The organism is Pedococcus sp. P1_H8, assembly GCF_056405175.1.
Genome location: NZ_JBFUCP010000004.1, coordinates 208,033 through 233,760, shown reverse-complemented (window position 1 = coordinate 233,760; position 25,728 = coordinate 208,033). Strand labels below are relative to the sequence as shown.

Sequence of the window (25,728 nt, the reverse complement as noted above, 5' to 3'; positions counted from 1 at the left end):
GGACGTGGCGACGGCTGGGCCCGATGATGGAGACGTGACCATCTCGCCCCTGCCGCGACATGGCGACGTCATCGTCGGTCGGGACGTCGCCGGCCGCACCCTGCGCATCTCCGGCCACCCGGAGTCCGGCCGGGTGGTGTTGTCGATCTGGCAGGACACCGTCTGTCGCGCCACCCTTCGCCTCACACCAGAGGACGTCCCGCAGTTCGTCGAGATGCTCACGCGCAGCGCGATCACCAGGTCCGACGACGCCGCCGACGACGTCCGTGACCTCGGCACGGCGGGCTGACTAGGTCGTCGTCGGGAGTTCGTGCGACGATCGCCCCGTGATCTGGGTCTTCTTCATCGCCGTCGGCGTGCTGGTCGTCGGAGCGTTCGCCGCTCTCGTCGCGGGACGTCTGGGCTACGACCCCCTCGCGGAGGCGACCACGACCCAGGCGGACCCGATCCTCTCCGAGGAGTTCGGCTCCGGAGAGATCTCCGCCATTCGTTTCGACACGGCCCTGCGCGGCTATCGCATGGACCAGGTGGACGCCGTGCTCGACCGGCTCCAGACCAGGATCGCGGAGCTCGAGGCCGGCAGCGATCCCCGCCGCTGACCCATGGCCGACTTCCACCTCACCCGGCACTGTGCCGCGCCGCCCACGGCGGTGTGGGACGTCGTGAGCGACTTCGCGGCATACGGCGACTGGATGCCGCTCACCCGCATGCGGGTGGACGCGGGCGGGCCGCGGCCGGGCTGGGGTTTCGCGGGGTTCAGCGGCGTCGGCCGGTTCGGCTTCTCCGACTCGATGCTGGTGACGGCGTGGGAACCTCCGGACGCCGGGGGAAGGGGCCGCTTCCGGGTCGTCAAGACCGGCAGGTTGCTGGGCGGCTGGGCCGAGATCGCCGTTGAACCGGCTGACGGCGGCACCCGTCTGGACTGGCGTGAGGACGTCGTCGTGCGGCCGCTGCCGTTCAAACGTGTCTTCGCGCCCGTCCTGCTCCGCACGAGTGTCTGGCTCTACGGCCGGGCGGTGGACGCCATGGTCGCGCGGGCTCAAGAGCGTCACCGGTGAGCGGTCTCACGGTGGGTGAGGACGGACTCGCCCGGTGCGCGTGGGCGGGCTCGACGCCGGACTACCTCGCCTACCACGACACCGAGTGGGGAGTTCCGGTCCACGGCGAGCAGGCGCTCTACGAACGACTGACCCTCGAGGCGTTTCAGTCCGGGCTCGCCTGGATCACCATCCTGCGCAAGCGTGAGGGGTTCCGGTCGGCCTTCGCCGGTTTCGACCCCGAGGTCGTGGCGGCCTTCGGGGAGGACGACCGCGCCCGCCTGATGGCCGACACCGGCATCGTCCGCAACCGCCTCAAGGTCGACGCCGCCATCCACAACGCCGGCGCGGTGCTGGCACTGCGCGAGCGCGGCGGGCTCGACGAGTTCATCTGGTCGCATGCCCCCGACGAGCACACCCCGCCGACCACGACCGAACAGCTGCGCGCTACCTCGCCCGAGTCCGTGGCGCTCGCCAAGGCCCTGAAGAAGGCCGGCTTCGTCTTCGTCGGCCCCACCACGATGTATGCCGCGATGCAGGCGTGCGGGCTGGTGGACGACCACCTCGTCGGCTGCCACCGGGCGGGCGGTCGCGACGCGGGCGGACTTCAGGCGGGCGGCCACCAGTGATGCGCACCCTCACGGCGAGGGTGGCGCTGGCCTACCTCGCGCTGCGAGCCGTGTCGGCCGTGCTGCTCGTGCTGGCGAGCCACGATCAGGTCGTCATGCTGGACTGGACCGGCCCGACCGTCGAACCCATCGACATGACCGTGCTGTGGGACGGCAGCTGGTACCGCTACATCGCCGAGCACGGCTATCCGCACGCGCTGCCCGTCGACGCGGCGAGCGGTCACGTCGCGCAGAACGCCTGGGCCTTCTACCCGTTGTTCCCCCTGCTGTCGCGGATGCTCATGTCCGCCACGGGGCTCGGCTTCCCCGTCGTGGCGTCGTGCCTGTCCCTGGTCTGCGGCCTGGGGGCGGCCGTCATCATGGGCCGGCTCCTCGCCGAGCGCCTCGGCGAGCGGGTGGCGCTCGCGACGGTCGCCGTCTGGGGCGCCTTCCCGGCAGCGGTCGCCCTGCAGATCGCCTACACCGAGGCCATCGCGATGCTCGTCCTCTGCGCCCTGCTGTGGGCGCTGATGCGGTGGAACTGGCTCGCCGCCGGCGCCCTCGCGCTGCTGCTGGGGGTGACCAGACCGATTGCCGTTCCCGTCGCGATCGTCGTCGCGGCGATGCTCTGGCTGCGGTGGCGCCGCCGCGCGGCCGACCCCATCGACGGCGGCGAGTACGCCGCGGGAGCCTTCGCCCTGGTCGCCTCCGGCGTGGGCGCGGTGGCCTGGCCGCTCATCGCCTGGCAGGTCACCGGTTCGCGCAGCGCGTACACCGACACGATGGCCGCCTGGCGGGTCGGCGGCGAGATCACCCCGTTCAAGCCGTGGCTCGGCATGTCACAGTGGACCTTTCGCGACTTCGACGGTGGCAATGTCTACGGACCGGTCGCCCTTGCGGCCCTCGTCACCACCATCGTCGTGCTCACCTGCGGTCCCTGGGCGACCCGGCTGGGACCTGAGCTGCGCGTCTGGTCGCTGGTCTACCCGGCATACCTCGCGGTCGTCCTCGACCCCTTCACGAGCGTCTTCCGCTATGCCCTCCCCCTGTTCCCGCTCATCGCGGTGATCCTCGGTGGGGGCTGGGTGGAGCGTTCGGCGCGGTGGTTGTGGACCCGCACCGCCGTCCTCGTCGCCCTCGGCATCGCGGGACAGGTCCTGTGGATCTGGAAGCTGCTCGTCTTCGTCCCGCCGTCGGACTACCCGCCGTGACCGTGACCGGCCTGCGGGCCATCGTGACGTCCCAGGGCCGCAGCGCCGTGGGACGGTGGGCGCTGCGCCGCCCGGTGGTGTTCCTGCTGCTCGTGTATGCCGTGACGCGGGTGCTCGCGTTCCTCGCCATGTGGGTGGCGGCGACGTGGTTCCAGACGCCGGCCGGTGTGGGTCACCTCGACCCGACCGTCGGCGACATCCTCGGCGGCTGGGACAGCATCTGGTACCGGCGGGTCGCGACGCAGGGCTATCCAGTTCCGTTGCCTGCCGATCCCGACAGCGGGCTGCTCACCTACAGCGCCTGGGCGTTCTATCCGGCCTTTCCCATGATGGTGCGCGGACTGATGGCCATCGGCCTGCCGTTCGAGGTGGCGGGTGTCGGGCTCAACCTCGTGCTCGGAGCCGGCTGCACGCTGCTGGTGTGGCGGTGCTTCAACTACGCCATGCACGCGTCCCCCCAGCCGGCCCGCGAACGGCTCGCGCTGGTGACCGGCGTCCTGTGGTGCCTCTATCCCGCGACCGGCATCCTCGTCATGCCCTACACCGAGGCTTTGGCCGGGGTGCTGATCGCCGGGTCGCTGCTGCTGCTCATGCAACGTCGCTACGCCTGGGTGGCGGTGCTGACGATCGCCCTCGGGTTCACCCGGGCAGCCGCTCCCGCGATCGCCTGCGCGGCGATCGCCCACCTGGTGCTGCGGTGGCGCGAGGACAGGGTGGCCGGTGTGGCGCCACTGCGCGGCCAGCGCAGCACGGCGGCCCTGATGCTCCTGGCGACCGGGATCTCCTCCCTCGCCTGGCCGGTCGTCGTGGGTTTCATCAGTGGGCTGCCGATGGCGTTCTTCGACGTGCAGGCGGCGTGGGGGCAAAAGCCCGAGTCCGGTCCCTTCGTGCTCTGGCTCTCCTGGGCCTGGGAGGGACACGGCGTCGTCGGCGTGACGATCCTGGTTGCCCTCGTGGCCACCTACATCGCGCTCATCGTGGGCCGGCACGGTCGCTGGCTGGCGGTCGAGCTGCGGGTGTGGGCGCTGGCCTACCCGCTCTACCTGCTGGCCGTGGTGCGACCGATCACGAGCATGTGGCGCTTCCTGCTGCTGGACTTCCCCATCGCCGCGGTGGTCGCCTCGGTGGCGATGCGCACGTCGACCGGCGCCAAGATCGTGACCCACTGGCGCCGCCGGGTCGGGGTGGTGGGCGTGGTCCTGCTCGTCGGGCTCTTCTGGTTCACCTGCACCCTGCTGACCTACACGCCCTGGGCCTCCACGCCTCCGTGAGCCCACGGCATACTCGTCACTCGCCGGTGAAGACCGGCTTCTCCTTGGCGAGGAACGCCGCGACCGCGGCACGGTGGTCGGCGGTCCCGCCGGTCAGCGTCATGTACTCGCCCTCCTGGGCGAGGGACTCGGTGAGTCCGTGACCTGCACTGAACGCGACCGCCCGCCGGATGGAGCCGTAGGCCAGCGTGGGTCCAGCGGCCAGCGTCGTCGCCAGCTCGCGCACCTCCGCCTCGAACTCCTCGACCGGCACGACCTTGGTGACCAGGCCCAGGGCCAGGCACTCGTCAGCCGGGACCGTGCGGGGCAGCAGCAGGAGCTCCTTGGCCTTGGCCGGACCCACGATCCGCTGCAGCGACCAGGAGGTCCCGGAGTCGCAGGACAGCGCGATGCCGGCGAAGGCAAGGTTGAAGCCGGCCGTGTCCACGAGCACCCGGAAGTCCGCCGCGAGCGCGAAGCCGGCACCTGCTCCCGCGGCCACGCCGTTGACCGCTGCGATGACCGGCTTGTCCATGGTCGCGAGGAGCTCGACGATCGGGTTGTAGTGCTTGGCCACGGTGTCCCACAGCGCCGGGTCGTCGCGCTGCAGGAAGGTGATGTGCTCCCGCAGGTCCTGCCCCACGCAGAACGCGCGACCGCTGCCGGTCAGCACCACGCACCGCACCGTCGGGTCCTCGGCGACGTCTGTCAGGGCTGTGACCAGCGCATCCTTGGTGGCGATGTCGAGCGAGTTCATCGCCTCGGCGCGATTGAGCCGCACCGTGGCCACCGCGCCGTCCCGATCGACGAGGACGGGGGACTGCCTCGGGAGGGTCGCATCGCCGCTGGTGCTGTCGCTCGTGTTGTCGCTGGCTTTGTTGCTGGTGGCGGGGGTGGTGTCCGCTGTGTCGGTCATGGCGCCATCCTGCCGGACCGTCGTCCGACCCGGATTTCGCCTGTGAGCGGGTTCACGGGATAATGGAGCAAATCTGGCGCGCGCGGGGATGATCACAAGCACTGGCGTGGATCCGCGTGGCCAGCAGCAGACCACGCCAAACGGAAGGGACACTCATGGCGGCAATGAAGCCGAGGACCGGCGACGGCCCGCTCGAGGTGACCAAGGAAGGTCGGGGCATCGTGCTGCGCATGCCGCTCGAGGGTGGCGGCCGGCTCGTGGTCGAGATGACCCCCGACGAGGTTCGCGCGCTCGGAGACGCGATCACCAACTGCGAGGGCCTCAAGTAGCCTTCACCGCACGTTTCGAGGACCCCCTTCGGCACTGGCCGACGGGGGTCCTCGCGCGTCCAGGGGTATGCCGCGGCCGAACCACGGGTGGGTAGGGTCGGTCCGTGCGTGCACCCGAACTGCTCGACCCCGCCTCCAGCGCCTGGACCCTGTTTGCCGAACCCCTGGCCGACGTCCTCGCAGACCTCGACCCCACCGACCTGGTGCTGGCGCTGCCGGTTCCCAGTGGTGGACTGGCGTCGACGGGGGCCGGCGCGGCGGCCCTGGCCCTGGTCGGCCTCGACGCCGGTGACGTGGTGGCTGCGCACGAACCCAAGGCCATGGCTGGATCGATCACGCGGATCCCGCTCGTTCCGGGGGAGCGACCGGCCCGGACGGTCCTGCTCGTGGGAGTCGGCGACGCCACTGCGTCGGACCTGAGGACTGCCGGGGCCGCCCTGGGGCGAGCTGCCAAGGGGCACGCCTCCCTGGTGACCACCCTCGGCAGCGGCGGTGCCCGCGGTGCGCAGTCGGCCTTGGCCGAGGGGCTCGCGCTCGGTGGCTACTCCAGCCCGCGATGGGTGGGCGACGACGCCAAGCCCGCGACCGGTCCGGCGGGGGAGATCGCGCTGGTCGGGTCCTATGACGAGCCCTCGGTCCGGCACTCCGTCGTGCGCGCCCGAGCGACGATGCTGGCCCGCAACCTCGCGGTGGTTCCGTCCAACATCAAGAACCCCGCCTGGCTCGCCGCCCAGGCCCGGACGCTGGCGGGCCGGGCCGGGCTCGACGTGCAGGTGTGGTCCGAGCGTGAGCTGCGTGCCGAGGGATTCGGCGGCCTGGTGGCCGTCGGTGCCGCCTCCGCGTCGCCTCCCCGACTGGTCCAGCTCGACTACGCGCCGGAGGGCGCCACCTCCCGGACGCCGCGAATCGTCCTGGTCGGCAAGGGAATCACCTTCGACACCGGTGGGCTCGACATCAAGCCCGCCGAGGGAATGCTCGCCATGAAGACGGACATGAGTGGTGCGGGCGTCGTGCTCGCCGTGCTCGCCGCCTGCCGCGAGCTGGCCGTGCCGGTGAAGGTGACCGGCCTGCTGGCGCTGGCCGAGAACAGCGTCGGCGGCGCGGCCTACCGCCCCTCGGACGTCATCACGCAGTACGGCGGACGTACGGTCGAGATCGGCAACACCGACGCCGAGGGGCGGCTCGTGTTGGCGGACGCCCTCGCCTACGCCGACCTGCGGCTGCGCCCCACCGTGCTGGTCGACATCGCGACGCTCACGGGCGCCGCCCGGGTCGCCCTCGGCCGTTCCATGGCGCCGGTCTACGGCACGGACGACGCCGTCACCCGGGCGCTCGTCGGGGCGGGCGAGGCGACGGGGGAGCTGCTCTGGCCGATGCCGCTCGTCGAGGACTACCGACCGAGCCTGGACAGCGACGTGGCCGACATCAACCACATCGCGGGCATCGGAGGCGGCGGTGGCTCGATCTCGGCAGCATTGTTCCTGCGCGAGTTCGTGGGTGCGCGACGCTGGGCACATCTCGACATCGCCGGGGTGGGTCGCTCCGACGTCGACCGCGGACTCCTCACCAAGGGCGGGACGGGCTTCGGTGCCCGCCTGCTGCTCACCTGGCTGGAGGAGATGTCATGAACGCGGGATACGGCCTGAGCGTGCGGTGGTCCCTGGAGACCGCACCCGACGGCGTCGCCCAGGAGCTGCGTGACTACGTCGTGGGTACCTCGATGGCGAAGTTCATGTTCCTCGACGGGCTCGCCTTCAAGACCTGGCGGATGGTCGAGGGCAAGTGGTTCGAGGGCACCTACGTCTTCGACGAGAAGGTCTACCGCGACGACTTCCAGCGCGAGTTCACCGCGACGGCGGCCGAGTCCGCCGGCAGCGGCATCATCGGGTCCTCCCCGACCCTCATCGAGCCGTTCGAGGTCGTGGCCATCGCCGAGGGCCCCGGTCGGTTCCGTCGCGGCCCCGGTCCCGGCACCGCCTGACTCAGCGCTTGACGGCCGCCAGGACGCCGTCGCCGACCGGCAGCAGGGCCGGGATCAGCCGCTCGTCGTCGCGCAGCGTCTTGCCCAGGTCGCGCAGCACCGAGGTCTGCTGGTCGCGCGCAGCCGGGTCGGCCACCTTGTCGTGCCACAGCATGTTGTCGAGCACGAGCACACCCCCCGACCGCAGCAGCCGGATCCCGTGGCTGACGTACTCCGGGTACTCCACCTTGTCGCCGTCGATGACGACCATGTCGTAGGCGCCGTCGGTCATGCGAGGAAGCACGTCGAGAGCCCGGCCGGTGATGACGCGGGTGCGCTGGTGGGCGATCCCCGCCTCGGCGTAGGCCTTCTTGGCCACGCCCTGGTGCTCGGCCTCGACGTCGATGGTCGTGAGGATCCCGTCCTCGGGCATGCCCTGGAGCAACCACAGTCCTGACGTGCCGGCGCCGGTGCCGACCTCCACGACCGACTTCGCCTTCACGGCGGCCGCCAGCAGTCGCAAGAGCACGCCGGCACCGTTGCCGACCGGAACAGCCCCCAGCTCCTCGCCGCGGCGCCGAGCAGACTCGATGACCTCGTTCTCGGTGACGAAGTCCTCGGCGTAGGCCCAGCTGGCCGGCTTCTGTGCGCTCATGCGCCAAACCCTACTGCCGCAAGCACGACGAACCGGGCACGCGGCATACAGGAAACGCTCAGGTTGTTGGGGAACGATGCAAGCCGTTCGGTCGTCTGGACCGAATGCAGGGTGTGCGCCGCCAGGCGCCCGACGGAGGTGAGGGACGTGACCGCGACCGACACGATCGGTTCGGCCCGACAGGATGCCCAGGGGGACGTCCCGGAGGCATCCGCGTGGGTGCCCCCGACGTGGGAGGAGATCGTCGAGCAGCACTCCGCGCGCGTCTACCGGCTGGCCTACCGCCTCACCGGCAACCCGCACGACGCCGAAGACCTGACCCACGACGTGTTCATCCGCGTCTTCCGGTCGCTGCACAGCTACCAGCCCGGCACCTTCGAGGGCTGGCTGCACCGCATTACGACCAACGTCTTCCTCGACAAGATGCGTCGCAAGCAGCGGATCCGCTTCGACGCACTCTCCGACGAGTCCGCTGCCCGCCTGCCCACCCGTGAGGCGGGGCCGGAGGCGACCTTCGAGGCGACCCACTTCGACGACGACGTGCAGCGAGCTCTCGATGCCCTCTCCCCGGACTTCCGGGCCGCGGTCGTGCTGTGCGACATCGAGGGACTGTCCTACGAGGAGATCGCCGCCACGCTCGGCGTCAAGCTCGGCACGGTGCGCTCGCGCATCCACCGCGGCCGGGCCCAGCTGCGCGAAGCCCTCGCCCACCGCGACCCCACCCTCGCCCGCCCCGCGGTGGACGCCGACCGCGCGCCGGTCGCCAAGCGCCGCATGCCGGTGCTCGGCCGGGCGGTGCACGGATCGCGATGAGTCGCCCGAGCTGGGCTGGTATGCCGGGTGCGGCCCTCGCGGGAGGCCGGGGCCGGTGTCTCGGCGACCAGCTGACGGCCTATGCCGACCGTGCCATGGACGAGGCGACCCTGCTGCGGTGGGATCGCCACGTGGTCGCCTGTCAGTGCTGCCGGGGAGCTGTCGACGAGGAGCGTCGCGTGCTGATTGCCCTCCGGTCCTCGCTCGGCTCCGCCGTCCCTGGTGACCTGCGCGGCATGTTGCTCGCCCTGGGTGCCCAGACCCCGGGTCGGGCCCCTGATGGCTCGGCGCTCACGCCTCGCCCGCTGCTCCCGCCCATCCCGGTCGCGCCCGTGCGGGTCGTCGACCGGGGGGCCCCGGCCCAGCACCGCTCGGCCGGTCGGGCGACCGTCTACGCAGGTCTGGCGGCCGGGGCCACGGCTGCCGCGGCCCTGAGCCTGGTGGTGACCGGTGGCCTCGCCCCGACCACCCCGACGGTCGCTCCGGCGGTGCAGCGCGCCAGGCCTGCGACTCCGGGTTTCGCCACGGCGTCGTTCACCGTCCCCGGGCTCGGCAGCACCCCGGGCGCGACCTCCGTGGCACCCACCGTGGGCACCGGTCGCGGTCGTTCGGCACAATCGTCTCCATGAGCGACGAGCGAGACCCGGCAGGCCCCGACCAGCCAGTCTCCGCTGACCCCGACCAGTCTGCTCCGGACCCGCTGGGCGAGTCCGTCTGGGACCCCTGGGCGCCCCCGGGGCGTGCCGCCGGTGACCACACCCAGCCGGTCGACCTGTCGCACACCCAGGAGCTGAGCGGCCCCGCCGCACCCGTGCCGTCCGACCCTGTGCCGTCCGACCCTGCGCCGTCCGACCGTGTGCCGACCGAGTCGGCCCCCGCCGACCCGGTCTGGGCCGCTGAGCCGACCGGCTGGCCGGGCGAGGCCTCGGCACACCAGGCACCCGCCGGCCCCCCGGCACACCCCTCCAGCGCGCCGAGCGCGGCGGCCTCCTCCGCGGGCGCGGGCTGGGACCCGATCTCCGCTTCCACGGCGGACGCGGGGTATGCCGGCCAGCCGGCACCGTGGGTCGGTCACCATCCGGTGGAGCCCACGGCCCCCCAGCAGAAGGGCCCCGGGTGGGGCGCCCTGGTCGCCGTGGCAGCGGTCGCGGCCCTGGTCGCGGCAGGGCTCGGTGGCCTGTTCGGCGGCTGGCTCGGGGCGACCGGGCGGGTCGACTTCGGCTCGCTGGACCGCACACCGTCCTCGATCCCACGGGCCGGCGCCGGTGCGACGTCGCGGCCCGAAGGCTCCATCGCCAACATCGCGGCAAAGGCCCTGCCCAGCGTCGTGACCATCAAGGTCGACGGCGCCGACGGTGGCGGCACCGGCTCGGGGTTCGTGCTCGACCGGGACGGCCACATCATCACCAACAATCACGTGGTCGCCAGCGCCGCGACCGGGGGCACCATCAAGGTCGAGCTGTCCGACGGCACCGAGATCGATGCGACGATCGCCGGTCGGGACGGGTCCTACGACCTGGCCGTGCTCAAGACCAACCGCACCGACCTCGTACCGCTCGTCATCGGCTCGTCCAAGGACGTCGTCGTGGGGGACCAGGTCATCGCCGTCGGCGCTCCGCTCGGTCTCGAGTCCAGCGTCACCAGCGGCATCGTCAGTGCCCTCAACCGGCCCGTCAGCCCCGGCGGTGACGGCAACCAGCAGTCCTTCATCAACGCCATCCAGACCGACGCGGCGATCAACCCCGGCAACAGCGGTGGACCACTGCTCAACATGGCCGGCCAGGTCATCGGCGTGAACTCGGCCATCGCGCGGATCCCCGGGACCACCGACACGCAGTCGGGCAACATCGGCGTCGGCTTCTCCATCCCGAGCGACCAGGTCCTCAAGACGGCCGAACAGCTCATCAAGACCGGCTCGGCCCAGCACCCGGTGATCGGTGTCGTGCTCGACCGCGAGTTCACCGGTGACGGCGTGCGCATCCTGGCGAAGGCCAGCAACGACAGCGGTCCACCGGTCGACCCCAAGGGGCCGGCAGGCAAGGCGGGGATCAAGGCAGGGGACGTCATCATCGAGTTCGACGGGCGGCGGGTGACCGACCCCGACGACCTCGTCGTGGCGATCCGTGCCAAGAGCGTCGGCGACGACGTCTCGATGAAGGTCCGCCGCGGGAGTGAGACGATCAGCGTCACACTCACGTTGTCCGGCTCGGGCAAGTAGCGGCAGGGGCTGGCATGGCGGGCGTCAACGGCTGGGAGTTCATCGCGCTGATCGTTCTGGCCGTGGTGATCCTCGGCCCGGAACGACTGCCCGAGTACGCCTCGAAGCTGGCGCAGTTCGTCCGGCAGGCCCGCAGCATGGCCGAGGGCGCCAAGGGCCAGCTGCGCGAGCAGATGGGCCCGGAGTTCGACGACATCGACTGGCGGCAGTACGACCCCCGTCAGTACGACCCACGCCGGATCGTCCGCGAGGCGCTGCTCGACCCGATGCCGGTCCAGCCCGACGAGGCCAGTCCCACCTACTCGACCAGTACGGGTGGCCACGACGCGGCCAAGCCGACGCCGTTCGACGACGACGCCACGTAGGTCCTCCCGCTCCGCGCGGCGCTCACTCATGCAAAAGGCGAGTTAGCGCCTCGACAGGGCGGCGCTAACTCGCCTTTTGCATGAGTTGCCGACGGGCTAGCGACCGACGGGGGACAGTCCGAGCGAGCGGCCGGCGAGTCCGCGCGACCGGGTGCCCAGACCCCGGGCGATGGCCCGCAGCGAGACGGCGGCCGGGGACTCGGGGTTGCGGAGCACGACCGGGGTTCCCTGGTCAGCGCATTCACGCAGGTTGGTGTCGAGCGGGATCTGACCCAGCAGCGGCACCTCGGCGCCGACGGCCCGGGTGAGCGACTCGGCGACGACCTTGCCGCCACCGGAGCCGAAGATCTCCTGGCGCGAACCGTCGGGCAGCTCCAGCCACGACATGTTCTCGATCACGCCGACGATGCGCTGATGTGTCTGCAGCGCAATGGATCCCGCGCGTTCGGCGACCTCGGCGGCGGCCTGCTGCGGGGTGGTCACGACGAGGATCTCGGCGTTCGGGATGAGCTGGGCGACCGAGATGGCGATGTCGCCGGTGCCCGGGGGCAGGTCGAGCAGCAGCACGTCGAGGTCGCCCCAGAAGACGTCGCCCAGGAACTGCTGGAGGGCGCGGTGCAGCATCGGTCCGCGCCACACGACGGGCTGGTTGCCGGGCACGAACATGCCGATCGAGATGACCTTCACCTCGTGGGCGATGGGCGGCAGGATCATGTCGTCGACCTGGGTCGGTCGGTGCTCCACGCCGAGCATGCGGGGCACCGAGAAGCCGTAGACGTCGGCGTCGACGACACCGACCCGCAGGCCGCTCTGGGCGAGGGACGCGGCGAGGTTCACGGTGATCGAGGACTTGCCGACGCCGCCCTTGCCGGACGCCACGGCATACACGCGGGTCAGCGAACCGGGCTTGGCGAACGGGATCTCGCGCTCGGCGTTGCCCCCGCGCAGCTGGGTGCGCAGCGCAACGCGCTGCTCGTCGCTCATCACCCCGAGGGTGACGTCGACAGCGGTCACGCCGGGCACCTTGGCCAGGGCCGCAGTGGTGTCCTTGGTGAGGGTGTCCTTCATGGGGCAGCCCGAGACGGTGAGCAGGATCGTCACGGCCACGCGGCCGGCGTCGTTGACCGTCACGCTCTCGACCATGCCGAGCTCGGTGACCGGCTTGCGGATCTCCGGGTCGATGACGGTCGTGAGCGCCTGGTGCAGGGCGTCGTCGGTCACCGTGGGGGGAGCGTCGGTCGGGCTGGGGGACATGCCCCCATGCTAGGTCGCGCCCTGGTCCTTCGAAGAACCGGTGGGGCCGCTCACGCTGTCATCTGCCTCACGTCGGCGGACCTCGAGCCCGCGGTCCTCGAGCTCGTCGAGCAGGCCCCGCAGCTCGGACCGGAGGAAGTCGCGGGTGGCGGCGTCGCCCATGGCGTGTCGCAGCGACGCCACCTCACGGGTGAGGTACTCGGTGTCGGCGAGGTTGCGCTCGTCGCGGGCCCGGTCCTGCTCCAGGGCCACGCGGTCGCGGTCGGCCTGGCGGTTCTGCGCGAGCAGGATCAGCGGCGCGGCATACGACGCCTGGAGGCTGAGCATGAGGGTGAGGAAGATGAACGGGTAGTTGTCGAAGCGCCAGTCCTTGGGCGAGACGAGGTTCCAGGTGAGCCAGAAGACGACGAACACCGTCATCGCGAGCAGGAACTGGGCGGTGCCCATGAAGCGCGCGAACTGCTCGCTCCACCGCCCGAACGTCTCCTGGTTCATGGGGGGCCGCGGCAACAGCGCGCGGCGGGACTCGCGGGGCTGGTCCAGCCGGCTGGAGGCCATCCTCCGGTCGCGCTCAGCCATGGGTCACCTCGTGGCGTTCCTCGCGCCAGTCGTCGGGGAGGATGTGGTCGAGCACGTCGTCGACCGTCACCGCGCCGATGAGCCGGCCGTCGCTGTCGACGACCGGGACGCCGACCAGGTTGTAGGTCGCCAGCATGCGGGTGACCTTGCCGAGGGGAGCATCGGCACGCAGCGGTTCGATCTCCTTGTCGAGGATGCTGCCCACTGCGCCGTGCGGGGGTTCGCGCAGCAGCCGCTGGATGTGCACCATGCCGAGGTACTTGCCGGTGGGCGTCTCGTGCGGCGTCCGGCAGACGTAGACGGTCGAGGCCAGCGCGGGGGACAGCTCGACCCGACGCACGACGGCCAGCGCCTCGGCGATCGAGGCCTCGGGACCGAGGATGACCGGCTCGGTCGTCATCATGCCGCCGGCGGACTCCTCGTCGTAGGTCAGCAGCCGGCGCAGGTCGGCGGCCTCGTCGGGCTCCATGAGCTGGAGCAGCTCCTCCTGCTTCTCGGCCGTGAGGTTGTGGAGCAGGTCGGTGGCGTCGTCGGGCTCCATCGCCTCGAGGACGTCGGCGGCGCGTCCCACGGGCAGGGTCTCGAGGATCTCGACCTGGTCGTCCTCCGGCAGCTCCTCGAGGACGTCCGCGAGCTTGTCGTCGGCCATCGCCTCGGCCACCTCGGCGCGACGCTTGGGCGACAGGTCGTGGATGACGTCGGCGAGGTCGGCGGACTTCAGGTCGTCATAGGTCTCGAGCAGCATCGCGGCAGACTGCCCGGCCGTGGACTGGTGTATGCCGGTGACGTCCTCGACGGGGACGAGCACCGTGGCGCCGCGGCGCCGCCGGAACGCGCCGAGCGAGCCGCGCGCGGCACCTTGGCGCACGTAGACCTTCGACATGGCCCAGTCGCGGCTGCGCTCCTGCTCGATCGCGACGTCCTCGACGGTGGCCTCGTAGGCGCCCTCGGGGTCGTTGACCGTGACGGGCCGCTCGAGGATCTCGGCCATCACCAGGACCTCGTTGGTGCGCTGCTCGAAGCGCCGCATGTTGACCAGCCCGGTGGTGATGACCTGACCACCGTCGACGGAGGTCACCCGGGTCATCGGCACGAAGACGCGGCGCCGGCCGGGCACCTCGACCACCAGCCCGATGATGCGGGGACGGCGGCGCGAGGCCCCGAACGTCACGACGACGTCGCGAACGCGCCCGACCTGGTCACCGAGCGGATCGAACACGCTCAGGCTGGTCAGGCGGCCGACGAAGACGCGCGACGGAGTGCTCACGCGGCCAAGGTTATCCGTCCGGTCAGCCGTCGTCGGGGAGGCGGTTGCCGCGCCGTCGGCGCGGCCGTCCGCGCCAGTGCCAGGGACGCCAGGTCGCCGTCGTGGCCTCGCTCGGGGGCACGGGCGCAGCACCCGACGTCGTGGGGTACGAACCGGGCGCCTCGAGGGGGGCGCCGAAGGGCTGCAGGGCGCGCACCGTGCACTCGCGGGCCCACCGCTCGACGACGTCCTCGGTCGCGTTCAGGCGACTGGCCTTGAGGGCTTCGGTGGCCGAAGCCCACCGTTCGTCGGCGGGCCCGATCTCGTGCACGGTCGCCTGCACGGTCAGCAGCCGGCCGCCGGTGTCCTTGCTGCGCAGGATCAGCCGCACCTCAGGTGGCAGCCACGGCAACGTCTGCTCGCCCGGGCCCGACACGGCATACACCGTCTCGTCCGCCCAGGCGTGCCAGAAGGGCCACGCGCGGTCGTCCGGCGGTTGCACCCACATGAGCCCGGACTTGGTCGCGGCCTCCGCGAACAGGGCGGTGACGTTCAGCGGGGCGCCTGTGGGAGCGGTGGGAGCGGTGGGAGCGTCAGCGGGAGCGTCGGCTCGAGCCGGGGGCGCAGTCGCAGCAGGCTCTCGCGCGGACTCGGTCACACGTGAACTGTGTCATAACCGCCACGTGACTGTCGCTGCTAGCGTCGCCGCGTGCGCAGCCCCAAGGACTTCTTCGCCCCGCTGGCGGTGGGTGCTCCGGCTCCCCTCACCCAGGTGCCCTCCCGACCGTCCCGCGTGATCCACTTCTTCGACCCCAGCAACGAGAAGATGGCCGCCAAGGTCCCGGCCATGGTCGGCACCGTCGACGTGCTGCTGGGCAACCTCGAGGACGCCGTCAAGGCCGACAAGAAGGAGGCGGCCCGCGCCGGGCTGGTGGCCATCGCCAAGGCCACCGACTTCGGCGACGCCACCCAGCTGTGGACCCGCGTCAACGCCCTCGACAGCCCCTGGGTGCTCGACGACCTCACCACGCTGGTGACCGAGATCGGCGACAAGCTCGACGTGATCATGGTCCCCAAGGTGCAGGGCCCGGAGGACATCCACTACGTCGACCGCCTGCTCGCCCAGCTCGAGGCACGCGCCGGGCTCCAGCGCCCGATCCTCGTGCACGCCATCCTCGAGACGGCGCGCGGCGTGGCCAACGTCGAAGCCATCGCCGGCGCGAGCCCCCGCATGCAGGGGCTGTCCCTCGGGCCGGCCGACCTCGCCGCCGACCGCCGCATGAAGACCACCCGCGTCGGTGGCGGGCACCCCGGCTACCTCGTCCGCCAGGACCCCCCGGTGGGCGTGGACGACGCGGTGAACCAGCCTCGCGCCACCTACCAGCAGGACCTGTGGCACTACACGATCGCCCGCATGGTCGATGCCTGCGCGATGCACGGGATCTTTCCCTACTACGGCCCCTTCGGGGACATCCAGGACGTCGTGGCCTGCGAGGACCAGTTCCGCAACGCGTTCCTGCTCGGCTGCCTGGGCACGTGGTCGCTGCACCCCGTGCAGATCGAGATCGCCAAGCGGGTCTTCAGCCCCTCGGCGCAGGACGTGGCGCACGCGCGCCGGGTCGTCGAGGCGATGGGCGACGGCACGGGCGCCGTGATGCTCGACGGCAAGATGGAGGACGACGCGTCGCTCAAGCAGTGCCAGGTGATGCTCGAGCTCGCCGAGCGCCTCGCGGCCACCGACCCGCAGCTGGCTGCCCTGTATGCCGCGAAGTCGCCAGCTGTTGACGCGGTGGCCGGCGAAGGCGCCGGTGCCTGACGTGGCCGCGGCGCGCGAAGCCGGCGCCCCGGCATACCGACCGCGTCGTTCGGTCCTGTACATGCCGTCGTCCAACGAGCGGGCCCTGGAAAAGGCCAAGACCCTCCCCGTCGACGCGCTGATCCTTGACCTCGAGGACGCGGTGGCGCCGGACGCCAAGGAGCAGGCGCGCGAGAACGCGTGCGCCGCGGTGCGCTCGGGCGAGTACGGCCGCCGCGAGCTGACGATCCGGGTCAACGGCCTCGGCACGCGCTGGCACGACGCCGACCTGAGCGCCGCGTGTGCGGCGGGTCCGGACGGGATCGTCGTCCCCAAGGTCGGCTCGGCTGATGAGGTGCGCGCCCTGGTTGCCGCCATGGAAGCGGCCGGAGCTCCCGAGCGCACCCGGTTGTGGGCCATGGTCGAGACTCCCGCGGCGGTGCTGCACGCTGAGGAGATCGCCCGGGCGTCCGACCGCCTCGCCTGCCTGGTCCTGGGCACGAACGACCTCTACAAGGAGCTGGGCGCGTCCTTCGCCCCCGGGCGCGCGGCCATCTCGGCGAGCCTGCAGCTGGTCCTGCTGGCCGCGCGGGCTGCCGGTGTCGCTGTCCTCGATGGGGTCTACAACGACGTGTCGGACGCCGATGGCTTCCTCGCGGAGGCAGGGCAGGGGCGCGAGATGGGGTTCGACGGCAAGACGCTGATCCACCCCGGCCAGGTGGCGCCCTGCAACGAGACGTTCGCGCCGAGTGCGGCAGCCGTCGAGGACGCGCGCGCGGTGATCGCGGCGTTCGAGTCGGCGCAGGCCGAGGGACGTGGGGTCGCCACCCTGAACGGCAGGCTCATCGAGAGCCTGCACGTCGAGACGGCCCAGCGGGTGCTGGCCATCGACGAGGCCATCGCGGCGCTGGCCGACCAGGCCTGAGACGCCAGACCGCCCGGCCAGACAAAGGTGGCCAGACAAAGGTGGCCGGACAAAGGTGGCCAGACAAAGGTGGCCGGGCGAGGCAACCTTTGCGCTGTCCGGGGCGTCTAGGTGAGTGCGGTCGCTCTCGGGGGAGGGCGACCGCGCCAATGTCGCAATGTCGGCTGGTTCGATGTGAACGCGCCGGGAGACCCCGGCGCGTTCACATCGAATCGGTGAAGACAGGTTTGAGGGTCACGATTCGGCGCGGGGGACAACCAGATCGCCTTCGCGTGCGTCACCATGACTGACAGGACGTTGCCAGCGGACCGTTGTCCGCTGGCCTGGAAGGGGAGTCGATGGAGCGCAAGGACGCGGGAGCCCGCACCGCTGTGGCCGCATCCGTGCTGGCCGGTGTGCTCGTACTGAGCGGCTGCGGCGGCATCACCTTCGGGCAGAACACCGCGGCGACCCCGTCGGCAGCCCAGGGCACGACGCCGGTGCCGGACCCCTCCTCCGCACCTGTGGATCCGGCGCCCAGCGACACGACGACGAGCCCGGCACCCACGTCGACGACCCCTGCGCCGTCGACCACGAAGCCCGTGCCCAAGCCGACGCCCAAGCCGACCCCCAAGCCGATCCCCACGGCGGGCGACACCCTCCACGCGGGCGACTCGGGCCCCTACGTCAAGCAGGTCCAGCAGCAGCTCTCGGCCCTCGGCTACTGGAACGGGTCGGCCGACGGGTCCTACGGCGGCCTGACGTCTCAGGCGGTGATGGCCCTGCAGAAGGCGGCCGGACTCGGCCGTGACGGAGTCTTCGGTCCCTCCACGCGGCGCGCCCTGCAGAACGGCGTCCGCCCGCAGTCCCGCACCGGTGGCACCGGCATCGAGATCGACAAGGCCCGCCAGCTGCTGCTGGTCGTCCGTGGCGGCAGGGTCACCTTGATCCTCAACACCAGCACCGGCAGCGGTCAGCCGTACACCAGCCAGGGTACGACCCGGGTCGCGACCACGCCGGCCGGCAGCTACAGCACGTACCGGGTGGTCAACCACCTCGACAAGGGTCCGCTCGGCGACCTGTGGCGTCCGCGGTACTTCAACGGCGGCATCGCCGTCCACGGGGCGGGCAACGTGCCCGGCTACCCGGCCTCCCACGGTTGTGCCCGGGTCAGCAACCCCGCGATGGACATGATCTGGGCCAACAACCTCATGCCGCTCGGCAGCTCCGTCACGGTCTACTGACTGTCGAACTGCGGACGGACCCAGCTCAGCTGGGCCGCGCCGTGGCTCTTCCAGTAGTCAGCGGTGTGTCCGCCTGAGTCGAGGGTGAGCCTCGCCGAGGGGAGGGCCTTCGCGAAGGCCCTGTTGCCCGGCACGAACGGGTCGGAGCGGCCGCAGTCGAGCCGCACCGGGATCTGCCGCAGGACCTGCCTGTGGCGAACATCGAAGACGTCGTGGGCCTCGAAGTCCTCGGCGTCGTCGAACGCACCCGGGGCACTCAGCCCCGGGGCGGTCCAGAGCGCAGCGCTCTCGGCGACGACGGCGGCGACCCGCTGCGGGCCGAGCTGACTGGCCAGCAGCAGCGACCCGTAACCACCCATCGACCAGCCGAGGAAGGCGACCTTCCCGGCATACCCCGTCTCGCGCTGGACGAGGGGCAGGAAGTCCTCGATCACCATGGCGCCGGTGTCGACGCCCGCCCGGCGCGCGTGCCAGTAGTAGTCGCCGCCGTCGACGGAGGCGAGCGTCAGCCGTGCCGAGGTGACGTGGTCCTGGAGGTTCATGATCCGGAACGCGTGGCTGGCGTCGCCGCCCTTGCCGTGCAGCACGACGACGACACCTCTGAGGTCGGCGTCGCCCTCGGTCTGCTGGGCGATCCGCCACGTGATGTCGCGGCCGGGCCAGTGCTTGCTCTGCAACGACCCGGAGCGGACCTCGACGGCGGACGGCCCACACCCCGCGACACCCAGGGCAGCGGCGCCGGCCACCCCTGCGAGGAGGGTGCGGCGGGTGATCGTGGCCATGACTTCACCCTAGGGCGAGGCCTGCCAAGAGCTCGGTATGCCGCGTGGCCGGCTACCAGCGCGACGTCGCCTCCGCGACGAGGTCGCCGAGCAGCTCGCCCTCGTCGACCTCCAGACCCTTGCCGACGAACCAGCGACACATGTTCGCGACGTCGCGCTCGAGGAACTCGAAACCGCGCGGATTGCCAATGATGTCAACGATCTGCGGCCAGTCGATGATGACGAGATGCTCGTCGTGGAGCAGCACGTTGTAGGGCGACAGGTCACCGTGGGCCCAGCCGCGCTGCGCCAGGAGGACCATCGAGGACCGGAGCTGCTCGAACAGGTCGGCGAGGAGCCCTGGCTCGGGACGGGTCTGGGAGAGGCGTGGGGCCGCTTCGCCGTCAGCGCCGATGAACTCCATCAGCATCTCGCGGTCGCTCAGCTGCACTGGGTAGGGCACGGGCAGACCCATGCCCCACAGCGTGCTCAAGGCCTCGAACTCCGCGATCGCCCACTGTCCCGAGAGCAGCTCCTTGCCGAACTCGGTGCGCCGCGCCATCGCCCGCATCTCGCGGCTGCGACGGACCCGCCGGCCCTCGTGGTAGCCGGCGTCCCGGTGGAACAGCCGGTGCTCACCGGTGCGGTAGCGCTTGGCGGCGAGGAACGAGTCGACGGCAGGCGTGGTCGTGCCGTCCGGCATCCAGCGCCGGACGATGTGCACGTCGGCTTCCTTGCCCGTCTTGAGGACGCCGAGGTCGGACTCGACGGCGCCGAGTGCGGTGATGACCCAGTCGGGTCGGGGTTTCGGACCGTGCGTGGCACCGTCCCAGCTGGACCAACGCTCACCCTCGGGGGGTGCGTCGGGAAGGCTGTCAAACGAGAAGGAGAGGTGCTCCTGGAACTGCATGGGTGGACTCCATCGAACGAAGGGGAAGGGCAGCGGACGTGCCCCGGACAGTCGTGGACATCTCGTGCCTCCTTCGGTTGATGCAGTCGTCCCGCTGAGGGAGTCGTGCGCGCGGCGGGATGCTGCGCGGCATACGGAGGAAGCCTGACAGACCTCCCACGCACCGCGCCACCGATTTTCCCCTCGGCCCACGTTTATCGGGTTTAGGGGGAAGGTTGTGCTTCACCCGACAAGCGTTCTCGGGTGAAGCACAACAAAGTCCCTAAACCCGATAAAGGTGAGTTACGGGTGGGGAGGCTCACACGGCCGGAACCTGTGCTGGGACTGGGCCACTCGGCATACTCGCGGGAGGTCCATTTCCCCTGACCGCGACGACCCGGTCACGAAATCGCAAGGTGGCGAACCACGATGTCCCGACTCCAGCAGACCGATGGCCTGACCGAGGAGCAGACCGAGCTGGTCAAGCTCGTGCGCGAGTTCGTCAACGAGCAGATCATCCCGGTGGCGCAGGAGCTCGAGCACAAGGACGAGTACCCCACCGAGATCGTGGAGGGCATGAAGGAGATGGGGATCTTCGGGCTGATGATCCCCGAGGAGTACGGCGGGTTGGGGGAGTCGCTGCTGACCTACGCGCTCGTCGTCGAGGAGATCGCCCGCGGCTGGATGTCGGTCAGCGGCATCGTCAACACCCACTTCATCGTGGCCTACATGCTGCTGCAGCACGGCACCGACGAGCAGAAGCAGCGCTACCTGCCCAAGATGGCGACGGGCGAGATCCGCGGCGCCTTCTCGATGAGCGAGCCCGGGCTGGGCTCGGACGTGTCGGCGATCAAGACGAAGGCCGTGAAAGGCGACACCGTTGACGGTGTCGACCAGTGGTCGATCACCGGCCAGAAGATGTGGCTCACCAACGGTGGCAGCGCGAATCTCGTTGCGGTGCTTGTGAAGACGGACCTCGGTGCCGACTCGGTCTACAAGAACATGACGACCTTCCTCATCGACAAGACCGCCGGCTTCGGAGAGACCGCCCAGGGCGTCACCATCCCCGGCAAGATCGACAAGATGGGCTACAAGGGCGTCGACACGACCGAGATGGTGCTCGACGGCCACCAGACCACGAGCGCGCAGATCCTCGGTGGCGAGCCGGGCAAGGGCTTCTACCAGATGATGGATGGCGTCGAGGTGGGTCGCGTCAACGTCGCGGCCCGGGCCTGTGGCGTCTCGATGCGGGCCTTTGAGCTCGGCATCTCCTACGCTCAGCAGCGCGAGACGTTCGGCAAGAAGATCGCCGAGCACCAAGGCATCCTCTTCCGGCTCGCCGACATGGCCACCAAGGTCGAGGCCAGCCACCAGATGATGGTGAAGGCCGCGCGGCTCAAGGACGCCGGAGCGCGCAACGACCTCGAGGCCGGCATGGCCAAGTACCTCGCCGCCGAGAACTGCGCCAACGTGGTCGAGCAGTCCTTCCGGATCCACGGCGGCTACGGCTACTCCAAGGAGTACGAGATCGAGCGGCTCTACCGCGAGGCCCCCATGCTGCTGATCGGCGAGGGCACCGCCGAGATCCAGAAGATGATCATCGGCCGCCGCCTCCTCGAGGATTACGCGTTGAAGAAGTGATGGCGCCCTGAAGAAGTAGTGCCGATCAGCGCGCTCCCAGCCGGCTTTGACACACTGGGACCATGAGCACGCAGCCGAACGCCATGGCGAGGTCCCGCGCGGTCCTGGCGCTGGAGTACCCGATGTCCCTGGGCCGGTACGACACGTACGCCAAGGCGCAGAAGGCCGTGGACTACCTGTCGGACCACGAGTTCCCGGTGCAGAACGTCCTCATCGTCGGCACCGACCTCAAGCAGCTCGAGCGGGTGACGGGCCGGCTGACCCGGCAGCGGGTGGCCATCGGCGGCCTGGTGTCCGGTGCCTGGCTGGGTCTGTTCGTCGGGCTGATCTTCTCGCTGCTCGACACTAGTGGTGGCGCAGGTCTGGTGGGCGTGCTGCTCACGGTGGCCTTCGGTGCGGTGTTCGGGCTCGTGTGGGCCCTCATCGGCTACGCCCTGACCGGTGGGAACCGCGACTTCACCTCCGTCATGCAGGTCGTCGCCACCCAGTACGAGGTGCTCGTGGAGCACAAGTTCGCCGCCCAGGCCCGTGACCTGCTGACGGAGATGGACCCCATGGCAGCGGCGCAGGCCCAGGTCGACGCGGCGCGTGAGGCCGAGCGCCAGCGGGCAGCGGGCCAGCAGCCGCCGTCTCCGTCCGTCTGACGGGCCGCCCACGGTCGGCCGGCTCGCGGGGCGGGACCCGCTCACGATCGGCGGACCCGGTATACGTCATCGGGGCGCGCGGCATACGCAATCAACCGTAGGCAAGTCCGCGCTCCGGGGAGCACACTGCTAGAGGCATCCGCACCGCTGTCTCGCAGCCCGGCTCTTGACGGGAGACCCCCATGGCCCGGTCAGCCGACGTCCCCGTCGACCCCGTGCAGTCGGTCGATGCTTTCCAGCTGATCAGGGGAACGGGATGAGCGAGGGAACGGTGCTGCTCGTCGAGGACAACCCGCGCAACCTGAAGCTGGCGCGCGACGTCCTGGAGTTCGCCGGGTTCACGGTGACCGTCGCCACGACGGGGGAGGAGGCCGTCAGCGAGGCAACCCGGACCCTGCCCGACCTCATCCTGATGGATCTCCAGCTGCCCGGGATCAGTGGTCAGACGGCGCTGGGCCGGCTGAGGGACGATCCACGCACGGCGGACATCCCCGTCGTGGCCCTCACCGCCTTCGCGATGCGGGCGGATCGCGAGCATGCCCTGTCGACAGGGTTCGACGGCTATCTCGAGAAGCCGATCAGCGTGCGTGAGTTCCCCGACCAGGTGCGCAGTCACCTGCGCGCCGGCCGGGCGGGAGGACCTCCCCATGACTGACGTCGGCGGCACGGTGCTGGTGGTCGACGACCTCCCCCAGAACGTGCGCCTCATGGACGCGGTGCTCTCGCCGCGCGGGTACACGGTGGTGGGTGCCAGCTCGGGCGAGGAGGCGTTGGAGCTGATCGCCGCACACCTGCCTGACGTGATCCTCCTCGACGTGATGATGCCGGGAATGGACGGCTACGAGACGTGTCGACGCATCCGCTCCGATCCCGCCACGTCCTTTCTCCCCGTGGTGATGGTCACCGCCAGTGGCGACGCGGAGCGGTTGCGTGCCCTCGAGGCCGGCGCCGACGACTTCATCACCAAACCCCTGGACCAGCCCGAGCTGCTGGCCCGGGTCCGCTCCCTCGTTCGGGTCAAGCGCTACCACGACACCGTGACCGCTCAGGCCGAGGCGCTCGCGTCCTGGAACCGTGAGCTGGAGGCCCGCGTGAGCGCCCAGGTGGAGGAGCTCGAGCGGTTCGGGCGACTGCGGCGGTTCCTGTCGCCCCAGGTCGCCGGGCTGGTCGTCGACAGCGGCGATGAGTCGTTCCTGCAGAGCCACCGGTGCGAGATCACCGCGGTGTTCACGGACCTGCGCGGCTTCACGCCGTTCGCGGAGACCGCCGAGCCGGAGGAGACGATGGCCGTCCTGAGGGAGTACCACCTGGCCCTCGGGGAGCTGGTCTTCGCGTACGAGGGAACGCTCGAGCACTTCGCCGGAGACGGGTTGCTGGTCTTCTTCAACGATCCGGTTCCCTGCCCGGATGCGCCGGAGCGCGCCGTCCGGATGGCCGTTGCCATGCGGGAGCGCGTGACCGAGCTGGCCGAGGCGTGGCGCAAGCGCGGTCACGACCTGGGCTTCGGGGTGGGCATCGCGCAGGGGTACGCGACCCTCGGCCGCGTCGGCTTCCCCGGGCGGTACGACTACGCAGCGATCGGGACCGTCACCAACCTCGCCGCGCGGCTGTGCTCGGAGGCGGCGGCCGGCCAGATCCTGGTGACCCGGCGCGTCCTGACCGGCGCCGGGGCTGCGGCGACGAGCCGGAGCGTGGGGCCACTGGCGCTGCGGGGCTTCAGCCGCCCCGTGGACGCCCACGAGATCCTCGGACTGACGAGCGCGGAGGTAGCGCAATGACGAGCACCACAGACCTGGACGACCACGCCGCAGCTGACCGCACTGCAGCCGAGGGGACGGTAGTCGGTCGCACCCTCGACGAACTCGACGACGCGGCTCGGAACGACGCCTTCGACGCCCTCCAGGCCCGGATGCCCGAGGTCTGGCGGGCGATCGGGACCAATGCGGCGGACGAGTCAGTGGTGGTCATCCCCTCGATGACGGTGGACCGGGTGGTCGCGAGCTCGGGCGGCATGAACCAGGCCCTGGAGGAGCGCTTCCTGTTCCTCCTGCTGTTGCTGCGCCAGCCCCGGTTGCGCATGGTCTACGTCACCTCGATGCCGATCAACCCGATGGTCGTGGAGTACTACCTGTCGCTGCTGCCGGGCGTGATCCCGAGCCACGCCAGGGCGCGGCTGTCCCTCGTCGCCGTCGGCGACACCGGCGCAGAGCCGCTGACCGAGAAGCTCCTGGCCCGGCCCCGCGTGCTCGCGCAGATCAGGGCGCTCGTCCCGAACCGGTTGCGGTCGCACCTGATCCCCTACAACACGACCGAGCTCGAACGTGACCTCGCGCTCGTCCTGGGAATCCCCATGTATGGCGCGGATCCGCGGCTCTTCCCCCTCGGGACCAAGACGGGCTGCCGCCGCCTCTTCGGTGAGGCCGGTGTGTCCTATCCCGCAGGGTACGAGGACCTGCACTCGCGCGCGGACGTCGAAGCCGCGCTGCGGTCCCTGCGCCACGACCGACCGAATGCGACCGGTGCGATGGTCAAGCTCAACGAGGGCGTCTCCGGCGCGGGCAACGCGCTCGTGCGACTCGACGGACTCCCCCCGGTGGGGGCCGCTGACGAGGCTGCAGAGCTGGCTCGTCGAATCGACGAGATGGAGCTGGAGGACACCCGGATCTCGGTGGACGCCTACCTCGCCAAGCTCCTCGAGCGCGGCGGGATCGTCGAGGAACGCATCGCCGGCGACGAGCTGCGCAGCCCGAGCGTCCAGCTCAGGGTCACTCCGCTCGGTGAGGTCGAGCTGCTGTCGACCCACGACCAGATCCTCGGTGGCCCCAGCGGGCAGTCCTACCTCGGCTGCCGCTTCCCCGCAGACCCGGAGTACGCAGGGCTCATCACGCAGGATGCCCAGCGGGTCGGCGACCTGTTGGCCGAGAAGGGTGTGCTGGGCCGGTTCGCCCTCGACTTCGTGACGGTGCGCGAGGGTGACTCGTGGACGGCGCACGCCATCGAGGTGAACCTGCGCAAGGGCGGGACGACGCACCCCTTCCTCACCCTGCAGTTCCTCACCGATGGCCGGTACGACGCCGAGGAGGCGCGGTTCCTCACGCCCAGCGGCGAGGAGCGACACCTCGTGGCGACGGACCACCTGCAGGACCCGAGCCTGCGCGGGCTGCGCGTCGACGACCTGTTCGACCTCATAGCTCGCGCCGGGCTGCACTTCGACCAGGCGCGACAGACGGGAGTCGTCTTCCACATGATGAGCGCCCTGACGGCCTACGGGAGGGTGGGGATGACCGCGATCGGGGAGTCCCCGGCCGCAGCGGACCGCCTCTACGCGGCCGCCGAGGGCGCGCTCCTGGAGGAGGCTCGCGCCGCGCTGCGCGCGGACCCTGTGCCCACCTGACCGCCCCGGCATTTC

Annotated in this window: 29 protein-coding genes; 21 read left to right on the top strand and 8 right to left on the bottom strand. The window is 70.8% G+C overall.

Features of this window, described 5'->3' with window-relative positions; translation table 11 throughout:
• Positions 1-34: 34 nt before the first annotated feature.
• The 6 genes from AC1DYG_RS06515 to AC1DYG_RS06490 are packed head-to-tail and all read left to right on the top strand — an operon-like array spanning position 35 to position 4,127.
• Positions 35-289 (top strand): hypothetical protein, encoded by a 255-nt coding sequence (locus AC1DYG_RS06515; protein ID WP_477639071.1) that lies wholly within the window; start codon positions 35-37, stop codon positions 287-289.
• Between the two features lie 37 nt (positions 290-326).
• On the top strand, positions 327-599 hold the full coding sequence (locus AC1DYG_RS06510) for a DivIVA domain-containing protein (RefSeq protein ID WP_477639070.1): 273 nt from the start codon (positions 327-329) through the stop codon (positions 597-599).
• 3 nt (positions 600-602) lie between these two features.
• Entirely contained in the window at positions 603-1,058 is a 456-nt protein-coding gene (locus AC1DYG_RS06505; RefSeq protein ID WP_477639069.1) for an SRPBCC family protein, read from the top strand.
• A complete protein-coding gene (locus AC1DYG_RS06500; protein WP_477639068.1) occupies positions 1,055-1,666 on the top strand; it encodes a DNA-3-methyladenine glycosylase I in 612 nt (203 codons plus the stop codon). The genes AC1DYG_RS06505 and AC1DYG_RS06500 overlap by 4 nt, the downstream gene beginning before the upstream one ends.
• Entirely contained in the window at positions 1,666-2,856 is a 1,191-nt protein-coding gene (locus AC1DYG_RS06495; RefSeq protein WP_477639067.1) for a hypothetical protein, read from the top strand. The genes AC1DYG_RS06500 and AC1DYG_RS06495 overlap by 1 nt, the downstream gene beginning before the upstream one ends.
• A complete protein-coding gene (locus AC1DYG_RS06490; protein ID WP_477639066.1) occupies positions 2,853-4,127 on the top strand; it encodes a hypothetical protein in 1,275 nt (424 codons plus the stop codon). Before AC1DYG_RS06495 ends, AC1DYG_RS06490 begins: the two co-directional genes overlap by 4 nt.
• 16 nt (positions 4,128-4,143) lie before the next feature.
• Here the strand turns inward: AC1DYG_RS06490 and AC1DYG_RS06485 are convergent, their stop codons facing one another.
• Positions 4,144-5,022 (bottom strand): enoyl-CoA hydratase/isomerase family protein, encoded by an 879-nt coding sequence (locus AC1DYG_RS06485; RefSeq protein ID WP_477639065.1) that lies wholly within the window; start codon positions 5,020-5,022, stop codon positions 4,144-4,146.
• A 155-nt stretch (positions 5,023-5,177) separates the two neighbouring features.
• On the opposite strand from AC1DYG_RS06485, the gene AC1DYG_RS06480 reads away from it, so the two are divergent.
• From AC1DYG_RS06480 to AC1DYG_RS06470, 3 genes are all read left to right on the top strand, one after another.
• Complete coding sequence (locus AC1DYG_RS06480; RefSeq protein WP_082592686.1) at positions 5,178-5,351, top strand: DUF3117 domain-containing protein; 174 nt, start codon at positions 5,178-5,180, stop codon at positions 5,349-5,351.
• A 104-nt stretch (positions 5,352-5,455) separates the two neighbouring features.
• Entirely contained in the window at positions 5,456-6,979 is a 1,524-nt protein-coding gene (locus AC1DYG_RS06475) for a leucyl aminopeptidase family protein (RefSeq protein WP_477639064.1), read from the top strand.
• Positions 6,976-7,332, top strand: coding sequence for a hypothetical protein (locus tag AC1DYG_RS06470; protein ID WP_477619318.1), 357 nt, complete (start codon positions 6,976-6,978; stop codon positions 7,330-7,332). The genes AC1DYG_RS06475 and AC1DYG_RS06470 overlap by 4 nt, the downstream gene beginning before the upstream one ends.
• 1 nt (position 7,333) lies before the next feature.
• Here AC1DYG_RS06470 and AC1DYG_RS06465 read toward each other — a convergent pair whose 3' ends face one another.
• Positions 7,334-7,966 (bottom strand): O-methyltransferase, encoded by a 633-nt coding sequence (locus AC1DYG_RS06465; protein WP_477639063.1) that lies wholly within the window; start codon positions 7,964-7,966, stop codon positions 7,334-7,336.
• A 165-nt stretch (positions 7,967-8,131) separates the two neighbouring features.
• On the opposite strand from AC1DYG_RS06465, the gene sigE reads away from it, so the two are divergent.
• From sigE to AC1DYG_RS06445, 4 genes are read left to right on the top strand one after another with little or no spacing between them, the layout of a single operon-like run.
• A complete protein-coding gene (gene sigE / locus AC1DYG_RS06460) occupies positions 8,132-8,779 on the top strand; it encodes an RNA polymerase sigma factor SigE (RefSeq protein WP_477639476.1) in 648 nt (215 codons plus the stop codon).
• A complete protein-coding gene (locus AC1DYG_RS06455; RefSeq protein ID WP_477639062.1) occupies positions 8,776-9,408 on the top strand; it encodes an anti-sigma factor in 633 nt (210 codons plus the stop codon). Before sigE ends, AC1DYG_RS06455 begins: the two co-directional genes overlap by 4 nt.
• Positions 9,405-10,997, top strand: a complete 1,593-nt coding sequence (locus AC1DYG_RS06450) for a S1C family serine protease (protein WP_477639061.1) — start codon at positions 9,405-9,407, stop codon at positions 10,995-10,997. Before AC1DYG_RS06455 ends, AC1DYG_RS06450 begins: the two co-directional genes overlap by 4 nt.
• Before the next feature lie 14 nt (positions 10,998-11,011).
• Positions 11,012-11,362, top strand: coding sequence for a twin-arginine translocase TatA/TatE family subunit (locus tag AC1DYG_RS06445; protein ID WP_477639060.1), 351 nt, complete (start codon positions 11,012-11,014; stop codon positions 11,360-11,362).
• A 96-nt stretch (positions 11,363-11,458) separates the two neighbouring features.
• Here AC1DYG_RS06445 and AC1DYG_RS06440 read toward each other — a convergent pair whose 3' ends face one another.
• The 4 genes from AC1DYG_RS06440 to AC1DYG_RS06425 are packed head-to-tail and all read right to left on the bottom strand — an operon-like array spanning position 11,459 to position 15,099.
• Positions 11,459-12,616 (bottom strand): Mrp/NBP35 family ATP-binding protein, encoded by a 1,158-nt coding sequence (locus AC1DYG_RS06440; protein ID WP_477639059.1) that lies wholly within the window; start codon positions 12,614-12,616, stop codon positions 11,459-11,461.
• A 9-nt stretch (positions 12,617-12,625) separates the two neighbouring features.
• Entirely contained in the window at positions 12,626-13,195 is a 570-nt protein-coding gene (locus tag AC1DYG_RS06435; protein ID WP_477639058.1) for a DUF1003 domain-containing protein, read from the bottom strand.
• Positions 13,188-14,462, bottom strand: coding sequence for a magnesium transporter MgtE N-terminal domain-containing protein (locus tag AC1DYG_RS06430; protein ID WP_477615638.1), 1,275 nt, complete (start codon positions 14,460-14,462; stop codon positions 13,188-13,190). The genes AC1DYG_RS06435 and AC1DYG_RS06430 overlap by 8 nt, the downstream gene beginning before the upstream one ends.
• Positions 14,463-14,484: 22 nt before the next feature.
• The gene (locus tag AC1DYG_RS06425) at positions 14,485-15,099 is read right to left on the bottom strand and encodes a hypothetical protein (protein ID WP_477639057.1); all 615 of its coding nucleotides are present in this window, start codon (positions 15,097-15,099) and stop codon (positions 14,485-14,487) included.
• Between the two features lie 51 nt (positions 15,100-15,150).
• On the opposite strand from AC1DYG_RS06425, the gene AC1DYG_RS06420 reads away from it, so the two are divergent.
• From AC1DYG_RS06420 to AC1DYG_RS06410, 3 genes are all read left to right on the top strand, one after another.
• Positions 15,151-16,257: an HpcH/HpaI aldolase/citrate lyase family protein gene (locus AC1DYG_RS06420; protein WP_477639056.1), complete on the top strand. Its 1,107-nt coding sequence runs from the start codon at positions 15,151-15,153 to the stop codon at positions 16,255-16,257.
• Positions 16,250-17,161: an HpcH/HpaI aldolase/citrate lyase family protein gene (locus tag AC1DYG_RS06415; protein WP_477639055.1), complete on the top strand. Its 912-nt coding sequence runs from the start codon at positions 16,250-16,252 to the stop codon at positions 17,159-17,161. The genes AC1DYG_RS06420 and AC1DYG_RS06415 overlap by 8 nt, the downstream gene beginning before the upstream one ends.
• A gap of 338 nt (positions 17,162-17,499) precedes the next feature.
• A complete protein-coding gene (locus AC1DYG_RS06410; protein ID WP_477639054.1) occupies positions 17,500-18,384 on the top strand; it encodes a L,D-transpeptidase family protein in 885 nt (294 codons plus the stop codon).
• Here AC1DYG_RS06410 and AC1DYG_RS06405 read toward each other — a convergent pair.
• Positions 18,378-19,166 (bottom strand): alpha/beta fold hydrolase, encoded by a 789-nt coding sequence (locus tag AC1DYG_RS06405; RefSeq protein WP_477639053.1) that lies wholly within the window; start codon positions 19,164-19,166, stop codon positions 18,378-18,380. The two genes, AC1DYG_RS06410 and AC1DYG_RS06405, sit on opposite strands and share 7 nt — an antisense overlap.
• A gap of 52 nt (positions 19,167-19,218) precedes the next feature.
• The gene (locus tag AC1DYG_RS06400) at positions 19,219-20,055 is read right to left on the bottom strand and encodes a serine protein kinase RIO (RefSeq protein ID WP_477639052.1); all 837 of its coding nucleotides are present in this window, start codon (positions 20,053-20,055) and stop codon (positions 19,219-19,221) included.
• Between the two features lie 408 nt (positions 20,056-20,463).
• On the opposite strand from AC1DYG_RS06400, the gene AC1DYG_RS06395 reads away from it, so the two are divergent.
• The 5 genes from AC1DYG_RS06395 to AC1DYG_RS06375 all read left to right on the top strand — a co-directional run bounded on the left by AC1DYG_RS06395 (position 20,464) and on the right by AC1DYG_RS06375 (position 25,713).
• On the top strand, positions 20,464-21,675 hold the full coding sequence (locus AC1DYG_RS06395; protein ID WP_477639051.1) for an acyl-CoA dehydrogenase family protein: 1,212 nt from the start codon (positions 20,464-20,466) through the stop codon (positions 21,673-21,675).
• A 62-nt stretch (positions 21,676-21,737) separates the two neighbouring features.
• Complete coding sequence (locus AC1DYG_RS06390) at positions 21,738-22,319, top strand: YflT domain-containing protein (protein ID WP_477639050.1); 582 nt, start codon at positions 21,738-21,740, stop codon at positions 22,317-22,319.
• 256 nt (positions 22,320-22,575) lie between these two features.
• A complete protein-coding gene (locus AC1DYG_RS06385; RefSeq protein WP_477639049.1) occupies positions 22,576-22,974 on the top strand; it encodes a response regulator in 399 nt (132 codons plus the stop codon).
• Positions 22,967-24,097, top strand: coding sequence for an adenylate/guanylate cyclase domain-containing protein (locus AC1DYG_RS06380; protein WP_477639048.1), 1,131 nt, complete (start codon positions 22,967-22,969; stop codon positions 24,095-24,097). Before AC1DYG_RS06385 ends, AC1DYG_RS06380 begins: the two co-directional genes overlap by 8 nt.
• On the top strand, positions 24,094-25,713 hold the full coding sequence (locus AC1DYG_RS06375; protein ID WP_477639047.1) for a peptide ligase PGM1-related protein: 1,620 nt from the start codon (positions 24,094-24,096) through the stop codon (positions 25,711-25,713). Before AC1DYG_RS06380 ends, AC1DYG_RS06375 begins: the two co-directional genes overlap by 4 nt.
• Positions 25,714-25,728: the final 15 nt, after the last annotated feature.